This is a genomic window from Alcaligenes sp. SJTW-7 (assembly GCF_047716895.1).
Taxonomy (GTDB): Bacteria; Pseudomonadota; Gammaproteobacteria; order Burkholderiales; family Burkholderiaceae_B; genus Alcaligenes; species Alcaligenes ammonioxydans.
The window spans coordinates 870,093-894,012 of sequence record NZ_CP136682.1; the positions used below are offsets into that span (position 1 = coordinate 870,093).

General features: G+C 57.6%; 21 protein-coding genes and 1 tRNA gene. 12 read left to right on the forward strand and 10 right to left on the reverse strand.

Annotated elements, in window-relative coordinates; genetic code table 11:
- Positions 1 to 134 precede the first annotated feature (134 nt).
- The 8 genes from RSQ48_RS03850 to glnQ all read left to right on the forward strand — a co-directional run bounded on the left by RSQ48_RS03850 (position 135) and on the right by glnQ (position 8,028).
- A complete protein-coding gene (locus tag RSQ48_RS03850; RefSeq protein WP_059318806.1) occupies positions 135 to 2,303 on the forward strand; it encodes a glycoside hydrolase family 31 protein in 2,169 nt (722 codons plus the stop codon).
- A 257-nt stretch (positions 2,304 to 2,560) separates the two neighbouring features.
- Positions 2,561 to 2,636 (forward strand) — tRNA-Lys (locus RSQ48_RS03855).
- A 248-nt stretch (positions 2,637 to 2,884) separates the two neighbouring features.
- On the forward strand, positions 2,885 to 3,895 hold the full coding sequence (locus RSQ48_RS03860) for a methionine ABC transporter ATP-binding protein (RefSeq protein ID WP_003803516.1): 1,011 nt from the start codon (positions 2,885 to 2,887) through the stop codon (positions 3,893 to 3,895).
- Positions 3,892 to 4,551 carry a methionine ABC transporter permease gene (locus RSQ48_RS03865; RefSeq protein ID WP_003803514.1) on the forward strand — a complete coding sequence of 220 codons (660 nt, stop codon included), beginning with the start codon at positions 3,892 to 3,894 and terminating at the stop codon, positions 4,549 to 4,551. Before RSQ48_RS03860 ends, RSQ48_RS03865 begins: the two co-directional genes overlap by 4 nt.
- Before the next feature lie 50 nt (positions 4,552 to 4,601).
- Complete coding sequence (locus tag RSQ48_RS03870) at positions 4,602 to 5,393, forward strand: MetQ/NlpA family ABC transporter substrate-binding protein (protein ID WP_003803512.1); 792 nt, start codon at positions 4,602 to 4,604, stop codon at positions 5,391 to 5,393.
- A gap of 226 nt (positions 5,394 to 5,619) precedes the next feature.
- On the forward strand, positions 5,620 to 6,351 hold the full coding sequence (gene glnH / locus RSQ48_RS03875) for a glutamine ABC transporter substrate-binding protein GlnH (RefSeq protein ID WP_407927744.1): 732 nt from the start codon (positions 5,620 to 5,622) through the stop codon (positions 6,349 to 6,351).
- Between the two features lie 172 nt (positions 6,352 to 6,523).
- Positions 6,524 to 7,303: an ABC transporter permease subunit gene (locus RSQ48_RS03880; protein ID WP_003803509.1), complete on the forward strand. Its 780-nt coding sequence runs from the start codon at positions 6,524 to 6,526 to the stop codon at positions 7,301 to 7,303.
- Positions 7,300 to 8,028 carry a glutamine ABC transporter ATP-binding protein GlnQ gene (gene glnQ, locus RSQ48_RS03885; protein WP_003803507.1) on the forward strand — a complete coding sequence of 243 codons (729 nt, stop codon included), beginning with the start codon at positions 7,300 to 7,302 and terminating at the stop codon, positions 8,026 to 8,028. Before RSQ48_RS03880 ends, glnQ begins: the two co-directional genes overlap by 4 nt.
- Before the next feature lie 114 nt (positions 8,029 to 8,142).
- On the opposite strand, the gene RSQ48_RS03890 is transcribed toward glnQ, so the two are convergent.
- The 3 genes from RSQ48_RS03890 to RSQ48_RS03900 form a co-directional block, all read right to left on the reverse strand.
- Complete coding sequence (locus tag RSQ48_RS03890) at positions 8,143 to 8,850, reverse strand: DUF6776 family protein (RefSeq protein ID WP_003803505.1); 708 nt, start codon at positions 8,848 to 8,850, stop codon at positions 8,143 to 8,145.
- Positions 8,851 to 9,013: 163 nt separating this feature from the next.
- Entirely contained in the window at positions 9,014 to 9,724 is a 711-nt protein-coding gene (gene murU / locus RSQ48_RS03895) for an N-acetylmuramate alpha-1-phosphate uridylyltransferase MurU (protein WP_301606834.1), read from the reverse strand.
- Entirely contained in the window at positions 9,724 to 10,770 is a 1,047-nt protein-coding gene (locus RSQ48_RS03900) for an aminoglycoside phosphotransferase family protein (RefSeq protein WP_003803501.1), read from the reverse strand. Before RSQ48_RS03900 ends, murU begins: the two co-directional genes overlap by 1 nt.
- Before the next feature lie 109 nt (positions 10,771 to 10,879).
- Here RSQ48_RS03900 and RSQ48_RS03905 point away from each other — a divergent pair, with 109 nt between their 5' ends.
- Genes RSQ48_RS03905 through rsmA form a run of 3 tightly spaced genes read left to right on the forward strand, consistent with a single transcriptional unit; the run spans position 10,880 to position 15,517 of the window.
- Positions 10,880 to 13,273 (forward strand): LPS-assembly protein LptD, encoded by a 2,394-nt coding sequence (locus tag RSQ48_RS03905; RefSeq protein ID WP_237714448.1) that lies wholly within the window; start codon positions 10,880 to 10,882, stop codon positions 13,271 to 13,273.
- Positions 13,266 to 14,717 carry a peptidylprolyl isomerase gene (locus tag RSQ48_RS03910; RefSeq protein ID WP_003803498.1) on the forward strand — a complete coding sequence of 484 codons (1,452 nt, stop codon included), beginning with the start codon at positions 13,266 to 13,268 and terminating at the stop codon, positions 14,715 to 14,717. The genes RSQ48_RS03905 and RSQ48_RS03910 overlap by 8 nt, the downstream gene beginning before the upstream one ends.
- 8 nt (positions 14,718 to 14,725) lie before the next feature.
- A complete protein-coding gene (gene rsmA / locus RSQ48_RS03915) occupies positions 14,726 to 15,517 on the forward strand; it encodes a 16S rRNA (adenine(1518)-N(6)/adenine(1519)-N(6))-dimethyltransferase RsmA (RefSeq protein ID WP_415302175.1) in 792 nt (263 codons plus the stop codon).
- An 81-nt stretch (positions 15,518 to 15,598) separates the two neighbouring features.
- Here rsmA and RSQ48_RS03920 read toward each other — a convergent pair whose 3' ends face one another.
- The 7 genes from RSQ48_RS03920 to glyQ form a co-directional block, all read right to left on the reverse strand.
- Entirely contained in the window at positions 15,599 to 16,828 is a 1,230-nt protein-coding gene (locus RSQ48_RS03920; RefSeq protein ID WP_003803489.1) for a nucleoside recognition domain-containing protein, read from the reverse strand.
- Positions 16,829 to 17,310: 482 nt separating this feature from the next.
- Positions 17,311 to 17,706, reverse strand: a complete 396-nt coding sequence (gloA, locus tag RSQ48_RS03925) for a lactoylglutathione lyase (RefSeq protein WP_003803488.1) — start codon at positions 17,704 to 17,706, stop codon at positions 17,311 to 17,313.
- A gap of 29 nt (positions 17,707 to 17,735) precedes the next feature.
- Positions 17,736 to 18,617, reverse strand: a complete 882-nt coding sequence (locus tag RSQ48_RS03930) for a M48 family metallopeptidase (RefSeq protein WP_301606843.1) — start codon at positions 18,615 to 18,617, stop codon at positions 17,736 to 17,738.
- The gene (locus RSQ48_RS03935) at positions 18,583 to 19,332 is read right to left on the reverse strand and encodes a lysophospholipid acyltransferase family protein (RefSeq protein ID WP_003803484.1); all 750 of its coding nucleotides are present in this window, start codon (positions 19,330 to 19,332) and stop codon (positions 18,583 to 18,585) included. Before RSQ48_RS03935 ends, RSQ48_RS03930 begins: the two co-directional genes overlap by 35 nt.
- A 1-nt stretch (position 19,333) precedes the next feature.
- Entirely contained in the window at positions 19,334 to 19,873 is a 540-nt protein-coding gene (gene gmhB, locus RSQ48_RS03940; RefSeq protein WP_003803481.1) for a D-glycero-beta-D-manno-heptose 1,7-bisphosphate 7-phosphatase, read from the reverse strand.
- On the reverse strand, positions 19,873 to 22,005 hold the full coding sequence (gene glyS / locus RSQ48_RS03945; protein WP_131071332.1) for a glycine--tRNA ligase subunit beta: 2,133 nt from the start codon (positions 22,003 to 22,005) through the stop codon (positions 19,873 to 19,875). The genes gmhB and glyS overlap by 1 nt, the downstream gene beginning before the upstream one ends.
- On the reverse strand, positions 22,005 to 22,910 hold the full coding sequence (glyQ, locus tag RSQ48_RS03950) for a glycine--tRNA ligase subunit alpha (protein ID WP_003803477.1): 906 nt from the start codon (positions 22,908 to 22,910) through the stop codon (positions 22,005 to 22,007). Before glyQ ends, glyS begins: the two co-directional genes overlap by 1 nt.
- Before the next feature lie 242 nt (positions 22,911 to 23,152).
- Here glyQ and RSQ48_RS03955 point away from each other — a divergent pair, with 242 nt between their 5' ends.
- Positions 23,153 to 23,920, forward strand: a complete 768-nt coding sequence (locus tag RSQ48_RS03955) for a crotonase/enoyl-CoA hydratase family protein (protein ID WP_003803475.1) — start codon at positions 23,153 to 23,155, stop codon at positions 23,918 to 23,920.

A 23,920-nucleotide genomic window follows, 5' to 3' on the forward strand; every position in this document is an offset into this window, starting at 1 on the left:
ATTTCGACGAATTTTGAAGCAACATTTTCCTTTGTAGCGCAAATACGTCAAAATAGTGACCTTGTTAAGTAATCTTGAGCGTGACCCTGCGATCAGCATCGTGCCGTTCGCTCCACTCTGACGACGTGACACAATTGTTTAATCATCTGAGTTTGTTGACGACGAAACCGGCCCTGGCCGATTTCGCTTTTGTCGAAACCGATTTTGCGCTGCGTATCGAAGCTCATGCGCCGGGTGTTTTTCGTTTCCGCTGTATGCCACTGGCCCGGCTGGATAACGAAAAGCTCAGTGCTCGTGCCAAAGCTTTGGGCGACATGCTGCTGGCCCGCCACGAGGCGGTCAGCGAGTTTCAACTGGAAGCTGCCGATTCGGGGTGGCGGATTGAGCAAGGCGAAGTGGCCTTGCATATTCAGTCCAACCCCTGGCGCTTTGAGGTCCGGCGGGGCGAGCAACTGCTGTTGAGCAGTGCGGCGCAACCGCTGACCTTTGTCCAAGAGCCCAGCCCATGCTGGCAACTGGATCTGGCCCTGGCCGAGGAAGACGCCCTGTATGGTCTGGGCGAAACCCTCGGTGAGCTGGACCGGCGCGAGGAAACGGTTGACTCCGATCGTCCGGAAGATCGCAGCCTGCCTTTGCTCTGGAGCACTCAGGGCTGGGGGCTGTACATCAATACGTTCGAGCGGGTTGAACACGATCTGGGGCAGCACGATTTGGATGCGTATCGTGCTCGTGTCCATGCCGCCGACCTGGATTTTTTCCTGTTTTTGGGCGATCCCAGCGAAATCATCAATCAGTATTCGGCCCTGACGGGACGAGCCGGCCAGCCGGGTGTCACACCGATGGGGTTGTGGCTGGATGGCGCCCAGGCTCGGGACGTGACCTCCTTGCGTGAGCTGGCCAGTCAGTGTCGCGAACAGGGCATTGCCCTGGATGTGGCTGTCCTGCCGCCACCGGAGCCCTACGATTTTCAACAGGACAAGCCTACATTGGAATGGGACGCGGCACGCATGGCCGATCCCCGTGAGTCCTTCTCGGCCTTGCAAAACGACCAGTTGCAACTGGCTGCCTGGACGCGCCCTTGTGTGCTGGCCGGCACCAGCTTGTTTGAAGAGTGGGAAGACCGCGGCTGGTTGCTCATCAATGATGATGACGGTTGCGCCCATGTGTTCCCCGGTGACGAGCTGAGCGGTGGCCGAGACTACGGCTTGCTGGACCTGACTCACAAGGACGTGTTCCGCATGTGGGCCGAGCGTCAGCGTCAGATGGTCGATGATGGCCTGGGGGCGGTGTTGTGCAATGCCCGCTTTGAGATTCCTGATGCCATCACCAGCCGTGGTGGCGAGTCCGGCGCTTTGTTGCGTGCGATTTACCCTGTGCTGGCCCGTCAGGCTTTGTTTGACGCGGTTGCCGGTCACAAGACGCCGCAAGAAGGAGTCGTAGCCAGCCGCGACCTGAGTCCGTCCTCCCAACGCTTTGCCTGGCAGTTGGGGCCTCAGGTCGATAACACCTGGGCCGGGTTGACCCAGTCGTTGAAGTCGGCTCTGGCCACCGGTAATAGTGGCGTGCCCATCCAGATTCATGGCTGGGGCAATGCGGCAGCGCCCACCGATGCCATGACGCCTGAGCTGTACCTGCGGTGGTTGGCGATGTCGGTCTTTTCAGCCAATTTCAGCCTGCAAGGGGTCCCTGCGCTGCGTCCAGATGCATTTGACCAGGAAACGCAGGCGCTGGTTGCGCATTGGCTGGAGTGGCGTTTCCGTCTAGTGCCTTATGTGCTGGGCATTATTGAGGACGCCGTGCGTACCGGTCTGCCGGTGCAACGTTCCATGGCTCAAAGTTTCCCCGCCGATGCTCAGGCCCGCTTGTGGGATACCCAGTATTTGTTGGGGCCGGCCTTGCTGGTGGCACCTGTTTTGCAGCCTGGTCAGGATATTGAGGTCTATTTGCCTGCAGGCGATGCCTGGTGGGATCTGAGCACGGGTTGGCGTTACGAAGGTGGCACGACCCTGAAAATGACGGTGGGTCTGGATCGCTTGCCGGTCTTTGGCCGCGAAGGCCATATGTTGTGTCTGGGGCCGGTGGTCAAGCACACCTCCGAGTTCAACTCGGCGCGTTTGCTCGACGAGGTCTGGATGTTTGGCATGCCCGAGCACAGCCCGGTTGTGATGCGCAACAAGATTCGCGTCATGCAGATGCAGGGGTCCAGCTATATCAAGGGGCTGGAAGGGTTGAAGATCCTGCCGTCTGAGGGCTTGGAAGTCAAACGCCGTGGCGCCGAGGTTCGTATTTCTCGCGCCCGTTAAGCGCTAGACGAATCTGAATCGTCTTGGAATGCCTCCCGGCATTGAGGTCTGACCTCAGTATCGGGAGGCATTTTTTATGGCTGAGTGGTAGCTCATGTTCAGATTTTGTTTCTGCGGCAGGCAAAAGTGGGGTGGGAAAGGGCCTCGCGGCCTTCATTTTCAGGTCGTTTTAAAAAAAATCACCTTTTTGCGCATTATTTTGCATTTAGTGCTTGACGAGAGTTCGGAATCAGGACATAATTTCATCTTTCAGTAGGGGGTCGTTAGCTCAGTCGGTAGAGCAGCGGACTTTTAATCCGTTGGTCGCGCGTTCGAGTCGCGCACGACCCACCACTACACTGAAACGTAGAAACAAGGCCGCGCTTAGCGGCCTTTTTCTTTGGGCGCTTGCCTTGCACAGCCAAGGTCACATCCGCGCGCATTGGCCGGTCGGAAATCTTGCTATACAGTGCAGCCCTCAGTATGGTTTCAATATTTCCATGGGTTATATCTATCTGGTCATCGCCAAATTTGCTTTATGGTAAATTTCGCTTACAGCTCAGGCTTTTATAACTCGACTGACTAACTAGGCTGAGTTCATTTTGATTCGTCTTGAACACATCTCAAAAACCTATTCCCTGGCAGGCAAGACCGTTCACGCCTTGAACGACGTTTCCTTGCAGATTCACCAAGGAGAGGTCTTCGGTATTATTGGTCGCTCGGGTGCCGGGAAAAGTACGCTGATCCGCATGTTGAATCTGCTTGAGCAACCCAGCTCGGGCCAGGTCTGGGTGCAGGACCAGGACATCACGCGTTTTTCGGGCGCACAGTTGCGCGCCTTCCGGCAAGGCGTGGGGATGGTATTCCAGCATTTCAATCTGCTTCATTCCCGTACCGTTCTCGATAATGTTTGTTTTCCCTTGCGTTTGGCCGGGGTGGGGCGTGCCCAACGCCAACAGCGCGCTCTGGAAGTCCTGGAGCTGGTGGGCTTGAAGGACCACGCCAACAAATACCCGCGTCAGTTATCGGGCGGGCAGCAGCAACGTGTCGGTATTGCGCGTGCCCTGGCCAATCGTCCACAGCTTTTGTTGTGTGACGAGGCCACCTCGGCACTGGACCCGGAAACCACCCAGTCCATCCTGCGTTTGCTGCGCCAGATCAACCAAGAGCTGGGACTGACGATCGTTCTTATTACTCATGGCATGGATGTGATTCGTTCGGTTTGCGACCGGGTGGCCGTGATTGATGCTGGCAAGATTGTGGAATGTGGCGAAGTGCTGGATGTGTTCCTGCACCCGCATCATCCCACCACCCAGTCCTTGCTCAGTGAAAGTGGAGTGAATATCGACGACTGGCTTGCCTTGGCAGAAGGTGTACCTGGCAGTGTCATGCGCCTGAGTGTGCGTGGGGTGGCCACTACCGAGCCATTGATCAGCCGTATTACCAGCCAGTTGGGCCTGAATGTCAGTATCTTGCAAGGCGCCATTGGCCGTATCAAAACCGAGCCTTATGGGCAGTTGGTCGTGGCGGTGCAAGGGGATGCTCAGGCCAAAGCAGGGCTGGATGCCTTGCTGGATGAATTGAATGTGCAGTTTGAGGTATTGCGACCATGAACTTTAGCAATTTGGATTGGGCGCTGATTGGTGAAGCCACCATCGATACCTTGTTGATGACGGGTATCTCGCTGGGCTTTACCGCCATTATTGGTTTGCCCCTTGGCGTGCTGTTGTTTCTGACCAGTCGCAAGCAGATGCTGGACAACGCCTGGGTGTACCAGACTTTGTCGCTGATTGTGAACATTTTGCGGTCGGTGCCGTTTCTGATTCTCTTGATCGTCATTATCCCTTTGACCCGCATTCTGGCCGGTACGTCTTTAGGGGTGCAGGGGGCGATCCCGCCGCTGGTCTTAAGTGCTGCGCCGTTTTTTGCCCGTCTGGTGGAAAACGTCCTGCGTGAGCTGGACCCCGGCGTCAATGAAGCCTGTCGCGCCATGGGAGCCAACTCCCGTCAGACGGTTTTGCTGGCCTTGCTGCCGGAGGCGACCACGGGGATTGTGGCGGCCTTGATCGTGACTGCCATTGCCCTGGTGGGCTATTCAGCCATGTCTGGTGTGATTGGGGGCGGCGGTCTGGGTGACCTGGCGCTGCGCTTTGGTTATCAACGTTATCAAACGGATGTCATGGTGGTTACCGTGGCTATCCTGGTGGTGCTGGTGCAACTCCTGCAAGTGTTTGGAGACGCCATGGTGGCTCGTTTGAGCCGAAAATAAGTCCCGGCAGTGGTGGTTATCGTCCTGCCTTTCTGAAACTGGAGTCGCTCATGTCTTTGAAGAAATTTGTTCCCGTTCTGGCCTTGTCCGTGTCGGCTCTGCTGGCCAGCGTGGCCCAAGCTGCCGAGACCCTGTCGGTCGCTGCTACCCCTGTACCGCACGCCGAACTGCTGGAGTTTGTAAAGCCTGCTTTGGCCAAAGAAGGCGTGAACCTGGATATCAAGGTGTTCACCGATTATGTGCAGCCCAACCAGCAAGTGGCTGACGGTCATATCGATGCCAACTTCTTCCAGCACAAACCTTACCTGGATACCTTCAATAAAGAGCACAAAACCGATCTGGTGTCGGTGGCCCTTGTTCACGTTGAACCCTTTGGTGCTTATTCCACCAAGATCAAGAGTCTGGACGAGTTGAAAGAAGGCGCGCTGGTGGCGATCCCCAATGATCCTTCCAATGGTGCGCGTGCCTTGCTGCTCTTGCAAAAGGCGGGTGTGCTGACGCTGAAAGATCCTAGCAACATCTTGGCGACCTCGCGTGATGTGGATCAGAACCCCAAAAAGCTGAAGTTCAAGGAGCTGGAAGCCGCGACGCTGCCTCGCGTTCTGGCTGACGTGGATATTGCCCTGATCAATACCAATTACGCCCTGGAAGCCGGCCTCAATCCCACCAAGGATGCGCTGGTGATTGAAGGCGCTGATTCGCCGTACGCCAACCTGATCGCCGTGGCTGCCAAGTCCAAGGACGATCCACGGGTGGCCAAGCTGATCCAGGCATTGCACAGCGAGGACGTGAAAAAGTTCATCGCCGACAAATATAAAGGTTCGATTGTTCCTGCGTTCTAAGCCGGGTTTTGGCAGGACTGTCTGGACAAAAAACCTCGGGATTTCCCGAGGTTTTTCTTTTTTTAAAACACATAAAGCCAAAGAAGCAGTCCGCTTCGGGTAGCATAGATCAACGCTGGGGCAGGTCATGAGCCTGTGCCAGACTTGGGTAAACATCGAACTGGCTGATTGTGGGTCAGTCCCTACAGAGGAGTAACGGATGTTCAATAAAAAAATGAAAACCCTGATGGCCGGCTTGGCCTTGGCGTTGGCTTTGCCCGCGGGGCAGGCCCTGGCGCAACAAGGCAAAGAGCTGGTGGTCGCAACCGATACGGCGTTTGTGCCTTTTGAGTTCAAGCAAAACGGTAAGTACACCGGCTTTGATATCGACTTGTGGGATGCCATCGCGAAAAAAGCCAATCTGAATTACCGGTTTCAGCCCATGGACTTCAACGGCATTATCCCAGGTTTGCAAACCCGTAATCTGGATGCGGCGCTGGCAGGGATAACCATCCGGGACGATCGCAAGCAAGTCATTGATTTCTCCGATCCTTACTACGAGAGCGGTCTGGCCATTTTGGTGAACACGGATAACTCCGCCATCAAGTCCGCCTCCGATCTGGAAGGCAAGACGGTTGCGGTGAAGATTGGGACTGCCACCGTAGACTTCATGCAGCGTTCGGTGCCAACTGCCAAGCTCAAGCTGTTCCCCAATATCGATAATGCCTTCCTGGAACTGGCCACGGGTCGGGTGGATGCCGTGGTGCATGACACACCAAACGTGCAGTATTACGCTCAGACCGGCGGCAAGGATCGTGTGAAAGTTACCGGCGCGGTGAAAAGTGGCGACTTCTACGGTATTGCGTTTCCCAAAGACAGCGAACTGGTTCCTGTTGTAAACCAGGCATTGAAAGATATTCGGGCCGACGGCACTTACGACAAAATCTACCAGAAATGGTTTGGCAAGCAGCCTGATTAAACAGGCCTAGAGCCAAACGCATGCCAGGCGGTGATCGCGTGTCGTAACGGGATCACCGCTTTATTTTTTGACGCTCTGTTGTGGGCGTTTATTCAAAGACAAAGGTAGCACGGTGACTTTTGAATGGGACGCTATCTGGGGGGCCTTACCCAGCCTTCTGGAAGGAACAAAGATGACGCTGCTCATCACCCTGTCGGGTTTGGTGGGCGGCGCCATATTGGGTTTTTTGACCGGGGTGATTACCACCTATGTGCGGGTGCCGGTCACCTGGCGCCGGGCCGCCTGGTTTGTGCTGGGGCTGCTTGTGCTCGGCTTTTTGCTCAAGGGCCTGTCCTGGCTGATGGATAACGGGTTGAGTTTTGTGCCCGCCTGGGTCTGGACCTCGCTGCAAGTGGTACTTGCCGTGTCGCTATTGGGCTTTTTCAGGCGTTATCTGCTGTTGACGCTCTCTATCCTGTGTCAGCTGTATGTGCTGATTATTCGAGGCACCCCGATTGTCGTACAGGTGATGTTCATCTATTTTGCCCTGCCCATGCTGGCCAATATTCGTATTGATGGCCTGACGGCAGCGATCTTTACCCTGATGATCAATTCGGGAGCTTATATTGCCGAGATTGTGCGTGGGGCCTTGCAGTCCGTGCCCAAGGGGCTGAAAGAGGCCGGTGAGGCAATGGGGCTGCCGTTTCACAAAATTTTGCGCCATATCATTGGGCCGGTGGCATTTCGCCGCATGATTCCGGCCATGGGCAACCAATGCATTATCAGCTTGAAGGACTCCTCGCTGTTTATTGTGATTGGGGTGGCCGAGCTGACTCGTCAAGGCCAGGAGATTATTGCCAACAACTTTCGTTCTGTGGAAATTTGGGGAGCGGTTGCCGTGATCTATCTGATCCTGACTGGCTTGATTGCCCTGACCTTGAAGTTGATTGAACACCGCATGAGGATCGTATGAGTATTGTCGAGTTCAAGGAAGTAACCAAGCGCTTTGGAGACAATATCGTGCTCGACAATATCAGTCTGCAGATTGATAAAGGCGAGGTGGTTGTCGTGGTCGGCCCCTCCGGGTCGGGGAAGTCGACTTTTTTACGCTGCATCAACAAGCTGGAAGATATCCAGGCCGGTGATATTGTCGTCAATGGTTTGAGTGTCAACGGGACGGCGGCCCAGGTGCGCGAACTGCGCCGGGAAGCGGGCATGGTGTTTCAGCAGTTCAATCTGTTCCCGCAGATGAGCGCTCTGGAGAACGTCATGTTCGGCCCGGTTCATACGCGAGGAACGAGTCGAGCCCAGGCACGTCAGGAAGCCCTGGATCTGTTGGCCAAAGTGGGGCTGGCTGAGCGGGTCAATCATTATCCCAACGAGTTGTCCGGTGGCCAGCAGCAGCGGGTGGCCATCGCCCGCGCCCTGGCCATCAAGCCCAAACTCATGCTGTTTGATGAGCCGACGTCCGCGCTGGACCCGGAGTTGCGCCAGGAAGTGCTCAAAGTCATGCAATTGCTGGCTGAGGAAGGCATGACCATGGTGGTGGTGACTCATGAGATGGATTTTGCACGTCGTGTCGGCAGCCGCCTGATCTTTATTGATCAGGGACGGGTGGCCCATGACGGCCCCCCGGCCGAGCTGCTCAGCCATCCTCCCAGCCAGCGTTTGAAGGACTTCCTGCAACACGTGGCCTAAAGCCCCGCGCAGGATGGCCGCAAAAAAGCCCTTCGGCATATTGGCAGTTGAGCCAGATGCCCGAAGGGCTTTTTGGTGACGGTGCAGCCTGCACGCGTCAATCTGAGCCTATGCTCAGCGAGAAGGCGTCACGTAGATCGTACGCGTGGCAACCACGCGGTTCGCACCGTCGGGTTTGATGCGGATGGTGACCTGGCGGGGCGTAAAGCCCGCGGGCAGCTCTGCAGTACCGTTGATGTAGGCATAGCGGCCCACGCTGACCGTCTGGCTGGGCAGGTCCACATTGCCGGAGCGGCCATTGCTGTACCGGCCGGCGGCGACAAACTCCATGGTGCCCTTGAATTCGGTCTCTTTGCCCTTGTCCTGCATCAGCAGTACAAAATGATTCAACTGGCCGTCCTGGACGGTGAACTCGGCAGCGCGAATGCCGGGTGAGGTGCCCCGTGGGTCGGGCGGCATGGCATCGGCAAACAAGGCAATGTCTTTTTCCAGCTTGGCGACCATAGCCTGCAGCTCGCTGGTCTGTTTATCCAGCCTGTCCTCTTTCTGGCTGACGTCCTCCAGTTCACGACTGGTCTGGTTCAACTGAGCTTGCAGACGCTGCTTTTCAGCATTGGCGCTGTTCAGATCATAGTGCAGCTGTTCCGACTGCTCCACGGTCAGACGTGTGGGGCCATAACTTTGTTGCAAGAACAGCAGGCCGCCGGCGCCCAGGGCGATACCGGTCAGCAGCAGGACAAACCAGCGTGGGATGCGGCGTTTTCGACGGCTGGAGCCGTAGGCGGTGGGCTTGAATACGGTGCGTTTGGAGGAACCAAGCATGAGAACAGACGTTCCTGTCAGACAAGGGACTCAAGACAGCTCAAGTCCTGATTACAAAACCCATTAGCATAGACGTCATTGGGGCGAGGAAGGCGCGGTTAGCTGGCTTTGTTGCCCTTTGTTGTGCTTGGAAACGTCTGCCAGCTAGCCGGGAAATCTCAGTTTACTGTGAGGGTGCCCGCGATTCCAAGTATTGGTTTAACTGTGCAAGGCGCTCGGGGGTGCCAATATCCATCCAGAAGCCTGCATGCAGAGTACCCAATACCTGTTTTCGTGCGATGGCCGCATGCAACAGCGGAGCTGCTTTGGCTGGCTGGCCTTTGGGCAACTGCGCAAAGAGCTCGGGCTTGTAGACCCCGATGCCGCTGAGTGTGGCACTCTGGGCGTTTGCGCAGGTTTTGGCGCATAGGTGCGCTTGACCATCCAGCATGCCAAAGTCCCCATCGGGATGGTGGGGCGGGTTCGGGGCCAGAACCAGCCAGGCCAGTTCCGGGCCTGTGTGCAGGCGCTCGGCCATGGCAAAAGCCTGCGCCGGGTTCCAGTCTGACCAGATATCCCCATTCATCAGCAAGAAAGGCTGACCCTGGAAAAAATCAAGCGCCTTGGCAATACCGCCGGCTGTCTCCAGAGCCGATGGCTCCGGGGAGTAGCTCAGGTGCAGTCCCCATTGGCTGCCATCGCCCAGGGTGGATTCAATCTGCTCACCCAGCCAGGCGTGGTTGATGATGACCTCACGAAAACCGGCTTTGGCCAGAGCCCGCAAATGCCAGACGATCAAGGGCTGGCCACCTGCCGGAATCAGGGGTTTGGGGCAGGTATCGGTCAAGGGCCGCATGCGCTCACCGCGACCGGCTGCCAGAATCATGGCACGCATTAGACGGTCATGCCCAAAACAGTCTGGCGTCCTTCCAGACGGTTGAGCAGGCGCAGCAGGCCGTTGAAGCTTTCGTAGCGGCTGGCAACCTGATGAACGTAGCCCAGCAGGCGTGGCATGTGGTCCAGATAGTGATGTTTCCCGTCACGCAGGGACAGGCGGGCGAATACGCCCAAAATACGTAGATTGCGTTGCAGGCTCATCCACTCGTATTGCTGGTGGAACACGGCAAAGTCAGCAGGGACGTCCAGGCCCGCTTCCATGGCCGCCTGCCAGTAGCGAATTGCCCAGTCCAACTGCTGTTCCTCGGTCCAGGTGACGCGTGCGTCCATGACCAACGAAGCGATGTCATAGGTGATGGGGCCAGCCAGCGCATCCTGGTAATCGATGACGCCCGGCTCAGTCTGGCCGGGCAGGGGCATCATCAGATTAGGGCTGTGAAAATCCCGGTGTACGAGTACAGTAGCGCTTTGTACATTGGCCTGAACCAGCTCTGCAAAGGTTTTGCGCAGCATGTTATGGTCTTTTTCGCTCAGTTCGAACTGGCGATGCTTTTGTACGTACCATTCGGGAAAGACTTGCAGCTCCTCGAGCAGGCGCTGTTCGTTGTAGGGCGGCAGGCCGGTGGTGTCGGCTTGTTGCAGTTTCACCAGGGTCAACAGCGTACTGCGGTACAGTTTGTCCAGCTCGCTTTGGGGCATGGGGGTTTTCAGCGCGGTCTGGAAGTTGTCCTGGCCCAGATCACTGAGCAACAAAAAGCCTTGTTCGGTATCGGCGGCCAGGATGTCAGGGACATGGATGCCCGTCGGGGCCAGCAATTGGGTGACCTGTACAAAGGGCTTGCAGTCTTCGGTTGCAGGGGGCGCGTCCATCAGAATCAGGCTGCGGTTCTGGGCTTGCAAACGAAAGTAGCGGCGAAAGCTGGCGTCGCTGGAGGCCGCTTGCAGGCTGTCCAGATCCAGCCCGAATTGGGTTTTCAGGGTGTTGAGCCAGGTGATCGCTTGCTGCAAACGAGGATCGGCAGCGGCAGAAATAGAAGCAGACATAAATAAAAGGAAGCAGAAGAACGTAACGGATTAGTGTTTAGCAGTGCCGCTAAACGGCAGGCTTAACTATAATACCGGGTCGCCAGGGTTTTTCACCTGGTACGAGCAAATGCAGGACACAACTGGAGGCGCGGTCTTAGTGCGAGTTGCGACGTTGTATACCGTCTTGATGATGACAGGCATGGGGCTTGCCCAGGCCGAGTCATCCGTGCGTCCGTCTTTAAAGACGTCCCCCAGTTTGCAGGTGCGCAATCTTCAGGAAGAAGACATGGCCGTCTATCTGATAGGCGACCAGATGAAAACCCTGGAGGACGGCACCTTGCGTCTGGAAGGCGGCGCGCAGGTGCGTCGTATTGATTCTGTCGTCAAAGGCGACCGCATCGACTACCAGGAAAAAACCGGCCAGGTGCAGGTGCGTGGCAATGGCCTGATCATGCGTGACGGTGCCCTGGTGCGCAGTCCTGAGTTTGATTACAACCTGGATGCAGACACCGGGCGCATGTCCTCTCCGGAGTTCTGGCTGGGGGCAAGCGGCGGCAGTGGAACGGCGACCCAGGCGGACATTCTCAACTCCAACCATATGCGTCTGGCCGATGTGAATTACTCCGGCTGCCCGTGTCCCGACCCTGCCTGGTACATCCGCTCCCCCAAGGTGGATCTGTATTCCAAAGAAAACGAAGGGGTGGCGCGCAATGGTGTGCTCTACTTTAAAGGCGTGCCGCTCCTGTATTCGCCCTACCTGACCTTTCCGCTGCGCAAGGAGCGTAAATCGGGTTTTCTGCTGCCCACTTATGGCATGACGACGCGGGGCGGTCTGGACCTGACGGTACCGTATTACCTGAATCTGGCCCCCAATTACGATGCCACCCTGGCCCCTCGTTTGATGAGCAAGCGTGGCGCCATGTTGGGCAGCGAGTTCCGGTATCTGGGTGACAGTTTCTCGGGGGAGCTGACCGGCAATTATTTGCCTGATGACAAGGAGCTGGGCTACAAGCGCTGGCTGTTCATGGGACAGTATCGCCAGAGTCTGCCTGCCAGTTTCTACCTGAATGCCGACATCCGCCGCGTCTCGGATGATGATTATTTCCGCGACTTCAGCAGCTTTGGCCTGAACGACTCCACGATCCAGGATCTGGCCAGCACGGTCACCCTGGGTTGGGCAGGTTCCAAATATTTTCGCGCTCACGTTAGTGGGACCCGCTATCAAACCCTGCAGGACGCCACCAGCAACTACCGTCAGCCGCAATACGACAAGTTGCCGGAATGGTATCTGGGCGCCTCTCGCTATAACTGGGGCGGCTTTGATGTGGTCAGCGATAACTACGCGACTCGTTTCCGCTTGCCGTTCTACAGTGGCAATCTGAGCGAATTTGACGATATGCGCAGTACCCGTCTGGCGCCAGATGGTACGCGTTTATCGTCCTATACGACGGTCGCTTACCCTATCATCCGCCCGGGTTGGTACATCACGCCCAAAGCTGGCTTGCACATGAGCCAATACCAGACCGACTGGTATGTGGGTGATCCTAGCCCTTACATGGCCAAGTACGCTGGGCGTTCCCGCACGCAGAGCCGTGTGTTGCCCATCCTGTCCCTGGACTCGGGCATGACCTTCGAGCGCAATACCACCTTGTTTGGCAACGACTCCATTCAGACCCTGGAGCCGCGTGTGTACTACCTGTACGTGCCCTATCGCGATCAGTCCACGCTGCCCGTGTACGACACCAGTCTGGCCAGCTTCAACTTTGCCCAGGCATTTAGCGAAAATATCTTCTCGGGTGGCTGGGACCGGATTTCCAATGCCAATCAGGTGACGGTCGGTTTGACCTCCCGCTGGCTGGATGCCGATACCGGGTATGAGCGTCTGGTCTTGCAAGCGGCACAGCGCCTGTATTTTGACAAGCAAACGGTCACCCTGAGTGACGAAAAGGCGCGTACCAGTACGCGTTCGGACTATCTGGTGGGGGCCAGCGCGGCCTTGACCAACACGTTTTCGGTCAACTTTGATGCCCAGTTCAATCCGGATGAGAGTCGTCGCAACCGCCTGACGTCCGGCATTCGCTGGCGGCCCAAGCGTCTTGCCACGCTGGGGGTGAACTACCGCTACGAACGTGATCCGCGTCAGGTTGTCGATCCGACCTTTACGCCGCTTGAAGAAGATCAGCGTGGCAAAGAATATGTTTCCATGACAGGCCAATGGCCCCTGAGCAACAGACTGTATGCAGTAGGACGTTACGACTATTCCATTCAGGAAAGTCGTGGTACACAAACTGTGTTGGGCCTGGAGTACAAAGGCGACTGCTGCTGGGCGGCGCGCGTGGTTCTGCAACGCTATGCGGTTTCGGCCAGGGAAACCAATAAAGCCATGTTCTTCCAGCTGGAGTTGTCCGGTCTGGGTGGCATTGGCAACGACCCCATCAAATTGCTGCGTGATCGCGTGATCGGCTATGAACCCATCTCGGACCCCGTACAGGAAAAAATGATTCATGAGAGGTATGAATAATATGCGTTTCAGCTTGAAAAACCGCACCCTGTCATTGGCCCTGATGGCCGTCATGGGTCTGGGTACGACCCAAATGGCACAGGCGCAGTCCAAGCCCGCCGCATCCAACAAGACGTCCACGGCCGCGCCCCAGTTTGTGGATGGCATCGCTGCCGTCGTCAATGACGAGGTGATTACCCTGCGTCAAGTGGACCAGGAGGCAGCGCAGGTGCTGGCGCAGTTAAAACAGCAGAAAATTCCTGCCCCGGATCAGGAGATATTGCGCAAACAGGTTCTCCAGCGTCTTATCAATGAACGCCTGGAGCAGCAGGAAGCGCGTGCCATGGGGATTTCTGTCGGCCCCCAGCAGGTGGAAGAGGGCGTGCGCATGATTGCCTCGCGCAACAATATGACGGAAGCCCAGTTGCGTGCCGAAATCGAAAAAAATGGTATTAGCTGGGAGCAGTACCGCGCCAATCTGAAACAGGAAATTTTGCTGGATCAATTGCGCATGCGCGCTGTCGACAGCAGCATCAATATTACGGATGCCGATATTGACATTTATCTGCGCTCTCAAGGCGGCGCCGGTTTAGGCAATCTGGGGCAGTCTGCGGCACAAAGTCAGGATGCGCCGGTGAGCCTGGCACAAATTCTGGTGCGGGTGCCTGAAAGTGCCAATTCTAGCGAAGAAGCCCGTTTGCGTACCAAGGCCGAGGGCTTGTTGGCTCAGGCCCGTTCAGGGGCGGATTTTGCCGGTCTGGCTGCTTCCAGTTCGGATGGGCAGGAGGCGCTGAGTGGCGGCGTCATGGGCACCCGTCCCTTGTCGGACTGGCCGGACCTGTTCGCGCAGGCGGTGCAGGATCTGGCCCCTGGGCAGGTGTCCAATCTGATTCGCAGTGGACAAGGCTTTCATATTCTGAAGGTGCTTGAACGTGGCGGCAGTGCTCCCGCCAATACCTCACCCGTACAGGGTGCGGCGGCGGTTCAATCTGGCCCCATGATGGTGACTCAGACTCATGCTCGTCATATTCTGGTCAAACTCTCCAAGGTCATGACCTCGGAGCAGGCTCGTCAGCGTATTGAGCAACTGCAAGAACGACTGCGTAATGGCGAATCTTTCCAGGATCTGGCCAAGCGCTACTCGGAAGACAGCAGCGCACCACAAGGTGGCGATCTGGGCTGGCTCTCGCCAGGGGAAACCGTGCCTCCGTTTGAGCAGGCCATGAACAAGCTGCAGCCCGGCAATGATACGGCAGTCGTGGAATCCCAGTTTGGCTGGCACCTGATCCAGGTTATTGAGCGTCGCACGCGCAATATGGAAGATGAGTACAAACGCATGCAAGCCCGTCAGGCACTGTTCCAGCAGCGTGCCGAGCCTGCGTTTGAGGATTGGCTGAACAGCCTGCGCGGCCGTGCCTATATTGATAACCGTCTGGACCCCGAGTCCAGCACCCGCCGTCGCTAAGGACAAGTATGGCCCAGCATCAGGCGCGCAAGCGCTTTGGACAGAATTTTCTGGAAGATGAGGCCGTCATCGACCAGATCATCCGTGCGATTGGCCCTCGGCCCGTCGATAATATGGTGGAAATCGGTCCGGGCCTCTCCGCCCTGACCCAGCCGCTGACGCAAGCGCTGGAGCGCCTGCGGGTGGTCGAGATTGACCGTGATCTGGCCGCGCGGCTGCGCAATCACTACTCGCCCAGCAAGCTGGAGATCATCGAGGCCGACGCGCTCAGTGTGGATTTTGGTGCATTAGGGCCGAATCTGCGCATTGTCGGCAATTTGCCCTATAACATTTCCAGCCCATTGCTGTTTCATTTGCTGGAATACGCGGATGCAGTGGTGGATCAGCATTTCATGCTGCAACGCGAAGTGATCGACCGCATGGTTGCCCAGCCCGGCTCGTCGGATTACAGCCGTCTGTCGGTAATGCTGCAGTCGCGCTACCGCATGGTCAAACTGTTTGAAGTGCCCCCCGAGGCCTTCAATCCACCGCCACGCGTGGTATCTGCCGTGGTGCGGATGGTGCCGTTGCCTGCGGATCGGCTTCAGGCGCGCGATGCGGGTGTATTCAGTCGGGTTGTGGCTAGGGCCTTTGCGCAAAAGCGCAAGATGTTGCGGGGTGGCCTGGGAGACTGGACGCCGCATATCGATTGGGATGGCCTGGGTATCGCACCCACCAGCCGCCCTGCTGATTTGTCTTTGGCGGACTATATAGCCTTGGCAGATCATCTGATGGATAAAGGCGTCGTGCAAGTTGCCTGATAATAAAAAAGCCCCCAAAGGTCGGATTAATGTCCAACTTTTGGGGTGCAGTTCACGAGGGGCTTTTTTATTTGTCCCCGCCTAGCCGAAGAACCAATAACAAACGGCGATGGCGGCCAGCACGCCAGCCAGATCAGCCAGCAAGGCGCAGGAGACCGCATGGCGAGCGCGTTGGATGCCCACCGCTCCAAAATACACGGCCAATACATAAAAGGTTGTTTCCGTGCTGCCTTGTACCGTAGCCCCCAGGAGTGCGGGGAAGCTGTCTACCCCATGATGCTGCATGGTTTCGATCAGCAGGGCGCGGGCTGCCCCAGCCGAGAAAGGTTTGACCAGAGCCGTCGGCAAGGCATCGATGAAACGAGTGTCCAGACCGGTCAGGTTGACCAGCCAGCGGATCATGTCCAGGACGATATCCAGCGCGCCTGAGCTTCTGAGCACGCCGACGGCACACAGCATCGCAACCAGATAGGGCAGCAAGTCCCTGGCAACGGCAAAGCCTTCTTTGGCGCCCTCCACGAAGGTTTCATACAAGGGGATGTTGCGACGCCACCCTATCAGCAGGAACAGCCAGATAATGGACAGCAAGGTCAGGTTGCCCAGCAGGGAAGACAGCGACTGAATGGCGGCCGCGCTCAGGGTGGCCAGCAAGGCCATGAACGAACCCAGAATAAGCGCAAACACCCCGAACCACAGCATCAGCACCGGATCAAACAGACGCAGGCGCTGTACCAACGCGACGCTGAGCAGTCCTGCCAGCGAGGAGGCGGTGGTGGCCAACAGAATGGGCAGAAACACCATGGTCGGGTCAGGCGCGCCCTGTTGAGCCCGATACATGAAGATGCTGATGGGGATCAGTGTCAGCGACGAGGCATTGAGCACCAGAAAAAGGATCTGGGCATTGGTGGCCGTGTCAGGATGCGGGTTCAGTGTTTGCAGCGACTTCATGGCACGCAGACCGATGGGAGTCGCCGCATTGTCCAGACCCAGACCGTTGGCGGCGAAGTTCAGGGTGATCAGACCCAGGGCCGGGTGGCCGGCGGGCACGCCAGGCATGAGGCGGCTAAACAGCGGGCCCAGCCAGCGTGCCAGCGTATCGATCAGCCCGGCTTTCTCGGCGATCTTCAAAAACCCCAGCCACAGGGTCAGCGTGCCAAAAAGCAGCAGCATGAGTTGGACGGACAGGGCAGCCATATCGAACAGGCTGCGCACCATCTGCGCAAAAATTTCGCTATTTCCCCCTACCAGCCATTGGTAAAAACCGCTGACAGCGGCAATCAGGAAGAAAAACAGCCAAAGAGTATTGAGCATAGTGTTGGCAGTAAGCAGGGCAGGGAAAAGCCAGACTAGATTGTCGCAGAATCCAGCCCGGTTTTATCGGCTACGGTATGTAAGGGTATTGGCACAAGCAGTCGCAAAACACGCATGGGAGTCAGAGCGCTGCCTGTTGGATGAGGTTTGCCTAAGGCACACAGCCCAAGGGCGCTCTTGATTCACAGGGAAAGAAGCGGTAGGTAACGGCTTATTGGTAAAACGGAGAGTGGACGACAGCAAGACGGCTCGGAAAGAGTGGCAAGCAGCAGGGGGGCGGGAACGTGGCGTGGAAGGCGGGACCGGCAAGGGGCGGTGTGAAAGAGACGTGGAAAGACAATGCGTCAGAAAGAGAGAGGAGGTACAAAGGATCGGGAGGAAAGGAAGGGGTGCAGCAGCCCGCGGGCAAGGCGTGTCATCACTGAGACGTTTTGACGGCCAGACAATCAAAAACCGGCCTCTCAAGGCCGGTTCCGTTGGCTTTAATCCACGCGCCCTTTGGCCTGGATCAGTTCAATTTTATAGCCGTCCGGATCTTCCACAAAAGCAATCACGGTCGTGCCGTGCTTCATGGGGCCGGCTTCGCGTACCACCTTGCCACCACGGGCCTTGATGTCCTCACAGGCTTTGTAGGCATCGGGCACTTCCAGTGCAATGTGGCCGTAGCCATTGCCCAGATCATAAGAAGGGGTGTCCCAGTTGTGGGTCAGTTCCAGCACAGCGGCTTCGGATTCGTCCTGATAGCCCACAAAAGCCAGTGTAAAGCGGCCGTCCGGGTAGTCGGACTGGCGCAGCAGCTTCATGCCCAAGACCTCGGTGTAAAAGGCCAGAGAACGGTCCAGATTGCCGACACGCAGCATGGTGTGCAGGATACGCATAAGGTAGAGCTCCTAGAGTTCAACCTGCCTTAAAGCAGGGGCAGGGTGCCTGGATCATACTGTCGTAGCTGATTGCGCGCATGGACAAAATCAGGATAGAGCGTTTCGACTAAAGCCCAGAAACGCGGACCGTGATTCATCTCTTGCAGATGCGCGACCTCGTGAGCGACGACGTAATCAATGATGGATGGGTGAAAGTGTATCAGGCGCCAGTTCAGCATAATCGTTCCGTCGCTATTGCAGGACCCCCAGCGTTTGGCGGGGGCGGCCAGACGTAATTTGCTGGCGCGCAGGCCTGACAGGTCCAGGTAGTGTTGCAGCCGCTGCTCAAACCACTGTTTGGCCTGTTTCTGCAGCCAGGCCTGAGTCAGCTCTTGAACGCGCAACGGCTCCGCATCGACTGGCAGGGGAAGCAATAGGCGCTGGCCCTGTCGGATCTGGCCCAGCATGCCCTCGAAATGAATCTGTTGAACCTGCGGGTCCAGGTCAAGACGGATCGGTGTTCCCATAAAAGGCAGGGTATCGCCATCGACCCACTGCAGGCTTTGCAACGCCAATTGTTCGCGACGCTGTTGGTACTCGCGCAGCTTGCGCAGTATCCAGGCGCTTTTGCTATGCAGAATTTGTTCGGCCTGGCTGAGTTTGACCCAGGAGGGCAGAGCGACGGTCAAGCCACTGTCATTGATAGTCAGGCCTAAAGTGCGGCGACGCGAGCGCTTGAGCTGATAACCGATAAGTTGACCCTCCAGCTGCACCTGCTGCCACTGTACGCCTTCGGGCAGGGTCTCGGGCCGAACCGTTAAATCAGCTTGGGGTGACACAGCAGAACCGGCAGGCGGCCGGGCGGGCCGCTGCGCCGGGTGGGGGAAGGCCGTGTCAGGAAACAGGGCCAGTTGTGGGGGGACCGTCATAGCGTTCCGGATTCAAGACGCGCATTTCGGTTTCAATCCAAGTTTGTACGCGTTGGTTGACTTCTTCAGGGGTCAAGCCCGTGGGATCAATGGGCGGCCCAAAGGAGATAGTAACCAAGCCCGGCGTCTTGATAAAGGCATTGCGACGCCAGCATTCGCCCGCGTTGTGCGCCACAGGGATGACCGGTGTGCCCGTACGGCTGGCCAGCAAGGCGCCGCCCATTTTGTAGCGGCCTGTCGTGCCTGGTGCGGTGCGGGTGCCTTCGGGAAACAGCAAGGGCCAGCGGCCTTCGTCAATGCGTTGTTGGCCAATCTTGATGACTTGTTCAAAGGCATCGCGGCCTTTGGCACGGTCAATCGGGATCATGCGCAGCAAAGCCAGCCCCCAGCCAAAGAAGGGCACTTTGTGCAGCTCGCGCTTGTAGACAAAGCACACCTGGCGCGGCATGTACGAGGGAAAGAACAGTGTTTCCCAGGCCGACTGGTGCTTGGACAGGATGATGGCCTTGCCATCAGGCAGGTTTTCCCAGCCTTTGGTCTGCCAGCGTATCCCCAGGATCGTGCGCGCACCCCAGATAGCCAGGCGTGGCCAGCCGGTCGTAAAGCGATAGCGTATATCTAGCGGCAAAGGGGCGATGAGCAGGCAGGCAAATGCGTAGGGAATGACGGTGATCAACAAGAACAGTTGATAAAGTGAAGCGCGGATAATGCCCATATCAGTTTCCGTGGAGCCATTTGTCGACAACAGCGGCCAGGTCGGCCTCGACGCGCGTGCCTTCGGGCAAGCCGCCTTTCTCTAAAGTACGCATGCCTTTGCCAGTCTGGACCAGCCAGGGCGCACAACCGGCCTGGCTGGCCGCTTGCAGATCGCGCAAGGAATCGCCTACCGAGGGTACGGTTTGCAGGTTTACTTCATAGCGCTGTGCAATGTCGCGAAACATGCCGGGGGCAGGCTTGCGGCAGGCGCAGCCATCATCGGGACCGTGCGGACAAATAAAGATGGCGTCGATCAAACCGCCCAGCAAGGCCAGCTCCCGACGCATCTTGGCGTGGATGGCGTTTAGCGTGGTCATGGAAAACAGACCACGCGCCAGACCGGACTGGTTGGTGGCAATCACCACCTTCCAGCCGTTTTCGGTCAGGCGGGCCAAGGCCTCCAGACTGCCTGGAATGGCCTCCCACTCTTGCGGGCTTTTGATAAAGGCATCGCTGTCATGGTTGATGACACCGTCCCGATCAATGATGGCAAGTTTCACTAGTTGGCCAGCCTGGAAAGATCCGCAACCTGGTTCATCAGTGCATGCAGCTTGGCAAGCAGGGCCAGACGGTTGGCGCGGATGGCTGGGTCTTCGGCCATGACCATGACGTCCTGGAAGAAGTTGTCCACGGCACCACGAGCCTGGGCCAGGGTGGCCAGGGAGGCGTCAAATTCACCCGCTTCAAACTGGGCCTGGGCCACAGGCTGCAATTCCTGAATCTTGGCAGCCAGCTCGCGCTCGGCTGGTTCGACCAGCAGCTTGTCGTCCAGCGTTGCCAGTTCGCCTTCGGCTTTCTTGAGCAGATTGCTGACGCGCTTGTTGGCAGCTGCCAGGCTCTCGGCTTCAGGGCGCTGGGCAAAGGAGGCACAAGCCTGTATACGGGCGTGCACCTGCTCCAGCGGTGGACGCAGCGCCAGCACGGCATCCACCACGCTGCGCTCGTAATCGTTGCTGAGCTGGTTACGGTAGCGTTCATAAATGAAGGCTTGGACCGCATCGACCGTGTCAGCAGCCAGCACGCCATCCTTGAAGAAGGAGGCAGTGGTGTTCAGCAGGGTATCCAGATTCAGGCGGTTGGCCTTCAATTGGGCACCGGCCTGCAATTGCTCGTAGGCGCTGATCAGGCCCAGGGCCGCACGGCGCAGGGCGTAAGGATCGCGCTCGCCGGTTGGAGCCAGACCAATGCCCCAGATACCGACCAGAACTTCGGCACGCTCAGCCAGGAACAGAATGGCTTGAGTCAGGCTGGCTTCTGTGACGGGCTGGTCCAGACGGTGACGGTATTGCTCGCGAATCGCCAGCACGATGTCCTCGGGCTCGCCATCGCCTTGGGCGTAGTAAGCCCCCATCACGCCTTGCAGCTCGGGGAATTCGCCCACCATATTGGAGTTCAGGTCTGCCTTGGCCAGAAGGGCGGCACGACGGGCGTGCTCTTCATTGGCACCCAGTTGCTTGGCGATGTAGCCAGCCACGGATTGCAGACGCTCGATACGGTCCAGCTGCGAACCCAGTTTGTTGTGGTACACGCTGCCAGCCAGTGTAGGAACACGTTCGGCCAGCGTCTGTTTGCGATCGGTTTCAAAGAAGAACTGGGCGTCCGCCAGACGGGGGCGAACCACGCGCTCGTTACCTTCGATGATGTTGCTGGGATCGTCCACCTTCATATTGCTGACGATCAGAAAGCGATTGGTCAGTTTTTGTGTGGCAGGGTCAAACAGCGGGAAATACTTTTGATTCAGACGCATGGTCAGAATCAGACATTCGGACGGCACTTGCAGGAACTGCTCGTCAAACTGACCCACGTACACCGTAGGGTATTCGACCAGAGCCGTCACTTCGTTCAACAGGGCTTCCACCTCGGGGTCATTGCCCAGTGTGGCGTTCAGGCGCTTGGCTTCGGCTTCCAGTTCTGTGCGAATTTGCTCGCGACGCGTTTCGAAGGAAGGAACCACCCAGCCTTGCTCCTGAACTTGGGCGACCCAGCTATCGGCATCACGGATGTCGAAGGGGGCGTCACACAGGAAGCGGTGGCCGTGTGTCTGGCGACCGGCTTGCAGGCCCAGCGCGCTGACGGGAACAATCTCTGAACCCCACAGGGCGACCAGACCGTGGGCAGGGCGCACAAAGCGGACGCTGCTGACACCATCGGCCAACTGGTAACGCATCACTTTAGGGATGGGCAGGTGGGTGATGGACCATTCCAGGGCTTCCTGCAGGCCATCCTTCAGAACGGCGCCGGTGGCAATGCCGCTGGCGTACAGGTAGTCCTGCTTGCCATCGGACTCGCGCAGCAGATCGCTGGCCTTCAGATGTTCCAGACCTTTGGCGGCCAGACGCTTGGCCAGGGCCGGGGCGATTTCCCCATTGGCATCCAGGCCGATATGGGCGGGCATCAGTTTTTCGGTATAAGGCTGGTCTTCAGCCTGCTGGTAGGCGGCGCTGAACCAGGCAGCCAGACGGCGTGGCGTAGCGTAAGCACGCACTTCGCAGTTTGGGGCCAGCAGGGCCTGTTCGCTCAATACTTTTTGCAGACCGTCACTAAAGGCCTGTCCCAGCTGTTGCAGCGCCTTGGGGGGCAGTTCTTCAGTAAAGAGTTCAATCAGCAAAGGCTGTGTCGTGGAGGCGTTCATTACTTGGCCTCCGGGGATGTGTTGCTCAGCATGGGGAAACCTAGGCGTTCGCGGGAGTCGTAGTAAGCCTGTGCGACAGCGCGGGACAGATTGCGGATACGGCCAATATAGGCAGCGCGCTCAGTCACACTGATGGCGCCGCGGGCATCCAGCATATTGAAGGTGTGGGCAGCTTTCAGCGTTTGTTCGTAGGCAGGCAGGGCCAGCGGCACATCGATGATGCGCTTGGCTTCGGCTTCGTAGTCGTTAAAGTGCGCAAACAGAACGTCGGTGCTGGCGTGCTCGAAGTTGTAGGTGGACTGCTCCACTTCGTTCTGGTGGAACACGTCGCGGTAGTAAATACGCTGGCCGTTGTGACCTTCGGTCCAGACCAGATCGTAGACGCTTTCCACGCCTTGCAAGTACATGGCCAGACGTTCCAGACCGTAGGTGATTTCGCCCGTGGTTGGCGTGCAATCCAGGCCGCCTACTTGCTGGAAGTAGGTGAACTGGGTGACTTCCATGCCGTTGAGCCAGACCTCCCAGCCCAGACCCCAGGCGCCCAGCGTGGGGTTCTCCCAGTCATCTTCCACAAAGCGGATGTCGTGCGCCTTGGGGTTGATGCCCAGGGCCTCCAGCGAGCCGATGTACAAGTCCAGAATGTTTTCAGGCGCAGGCTTGAGCACCACCTGAAACTGGTAATAGTGTTGCAGGCGGTTGGGGTTGTCGCCGTAGCGCCCGTCCTTGGGACGGCGTGAAGGCTGCACATAGGCCGCGCGCCAGGGCTCGGGGCCAATAGCCCGCAAAAAGGTTGCCGTATGGGAGGTTCCTGCACCGACTTCCATGTCGTAGGGCTGAAGCAGAGCGCATCCGTGCTTGTCCCAGTATTGCTGGAGCGTAAGTATGATTTGCTGAAAGGTGAGCATGAGCAATGGCCAGTAAAGCGAGAATCTGCAAAATTTTTCTATTTTAGCGTGAACTGCGCCCTTACAGCAGAAAAGCGCCTGCAATGCCTGGTTTTGGCCGTCCGGACTACGGGCAAGCGCTGTTTGTACCGGGCGGTCAGCTGGCATTTGGACGTATCATATGCGTTTGTCCAAATACTGCTTATTTGCTGGCCTGATTCCCGAGCGGGAGCCCGGGCCGCAATTTACAGGAGGCTAGGTCCATGAGTGAGCTTGTCACGCTAGAGCGTAAAGGCAAGGTATTGTTGATTACCTTGAACCGTCCCGAGGCACGTAATGCCATTAACCTGGAAACGGCCCAGGCGCTGGCCCAGGCGCTTGACGCGTTCGACGCCGACTCCACTATTGCCGTGGGCGTGCTGACGGGCGCCAACAACACATTTTGTGCTGGTATGGATCTGAAGGCCTTTGCCAAAACGGGGCAGCGTCCCTATGTGGGTGACCGTGGCTTTGCGGGTATTTGCGAACGTCCACCCGCCAAGCCCCTGATTGCCGCGGTGGAAGGCTACTGTCTGGCGGGCGGCTTTGAGATTGCCCTGTCCTGTGACCTGATTGTGGCTGCCAACAATGCCAACTTTGGTCTGCCTGAAGTCAAGCGTGGCATTGTGCCCGGTTCCGGCGGCATGGTGCGTTTGCCCAGTCGCATTCCGTACCACATGGCCATGGAGATGGTGCTGACTGGCGGCATGTACCCGGCTGCCCGTATGGCCGAACTGGGCCTGGTCAGCCGTCTGGCCGAGCCCACCCAGGCCACTGAGCAGGCGTTGGAGCTGGCCGCCCAGATTGCTGCCAATGGTCCGTTGGCCGTGCAAACCGCCAAAAGCATTATTTCCCAGTCGCGCGACTGGCGTCAGGCGGATCTGTTTGATCTGCAGCGCCCTCGCATCGCCGGCATCTTCACCTCTGCAGACGCCAAAGAAGGCGCGACGGCTTTTGCCGAGAAGCGCGAGCCTGTCTGGCAGGGCAAGTAG

Bases quoted from the DNA above. Each gene is read 5' to 3' on its own strand.
- RSQ48_RS03900 (WP_003803501.1), bottom strand. From the start codon at position 10,770: ATGTCTGCTTCTATTTCTGCCGCTGCCGATCCTCGTTTGCAGCAAGCG.
- glnH (WP_407927744.1), top strand. From the start codon at position 5,620: ATGGCCGGCTTGGCCTTGGCGTTGGCTTTGCCCGCGGGGCAGGCCCTG.
- RSQ48_RS03880 (WP_003803509.1), top strand. From the start codon at position 6,524: ATGACGCTGCTCATCACCCTGTCGGGTTTGGTGGGCGGCGCCATATTG.
- glnQ (WP_003803507.1), top strand. From the start codon at position 7,300: ATGAGTATTGTCGAGTTCAAGGAAGTAACCAAGCGCTTTGGAGACAAT.
- RSQ48_RS03930 (WP_301606843.1), bottom strand. From the start codon at position 18,617: ATGACGGTCCCCCCACAACTGGCCCTGTTTCCTGACACGGCCTTCCCC.
- murU (WP_301606834.1), bottom strand. From the start codon at position 9,724: ATGCGTGCCATGATTCTGGCAGCCGGTCGCGGTGAGCGCATGCGGCCC.
- RSQ48_RS03905 (WP_237714448.1), top strand. From the start codon at position 10,880: ATGCAGGACACAACTGGAGGCGCGGTCTTAGTGCGAGTTGCGACGTTG.
- RSQ48_RS03920 (WP_003803489.1), bottom strand. From the start codon at position 16,828: ATGCTCAATACTCTTTGGCTGTTTTTCTTCCTGATTGCCGCTGTCAGC.
- gloA (WP_003803488.1), bottom strand. From the start codon at position 17,706: ATGCGTATCCTGCACACCATGCTGCGTGTCGGCAATCTGGACCGTTCT.
- glyQ (WP_003803477.1), bottom strand. From the start codon at position 22,910: ATGCTCACCTTTCAGCAAATCATACTTACGCTCCAGCAATACTGGGAC.
- RSQ48_RS03910 (WP_003803498.1), top strand. From the start codon at position 13,266: ATGAATAATATGCGTTTCAGCTTGAAAAACCGCACCCTGTCATTGGCC.
- RSQ48_RS03865 (WP_003803514.1), top strand. From the start codon at position 3,892: ATGAACTTTAGCAATTTGGATTGGGCGCTGATTGGTGAAGCCACCATC.
- glyS (WP_131071332.1), bottom strand. From the start codon at position 22,005: ATGAACGCCTCCACGACACAGCCTTTGCTGATTGAACTCTTTACTGAA.
- RSQ48_RS03935 (WP_003803484.1), bottom strand. From the start codon at position 19,332: ATGGGCATTATCCGCGCTTCACTTTATCAACTGTTCTTGTTGATCACC.
- RSQ48_RS03890 (WP_003803505.1), bottom strand. From the start codon at position 8,850: ATGCTTGGTTCCTCCAAACGCACCGTATTCAAGCCCACCGCCTACGGC.
- RSQ48_RS03955 (WP_003803475.1), top strand. From the start codon at position 23,153: ATGAGTGAGCTTGTCACGCTAGAGCGTAAAGGCAAGGTATTGTTGATT.
- rsmA (WP_415302175.1), top strand. From the start codon at position 14,726: ATGGCCCAGCATCAGGCGCGCAAGCGCTTTGGACAGAATTTTCTGGAA.
- RSQ48_RS03870 (WP_003803512.1), top strand. From the start codon at position 4,602: ATGTCTTTGAAGAAATTTGTTCCCGTTCTGGCCTTGTCCGTGTCGGCT.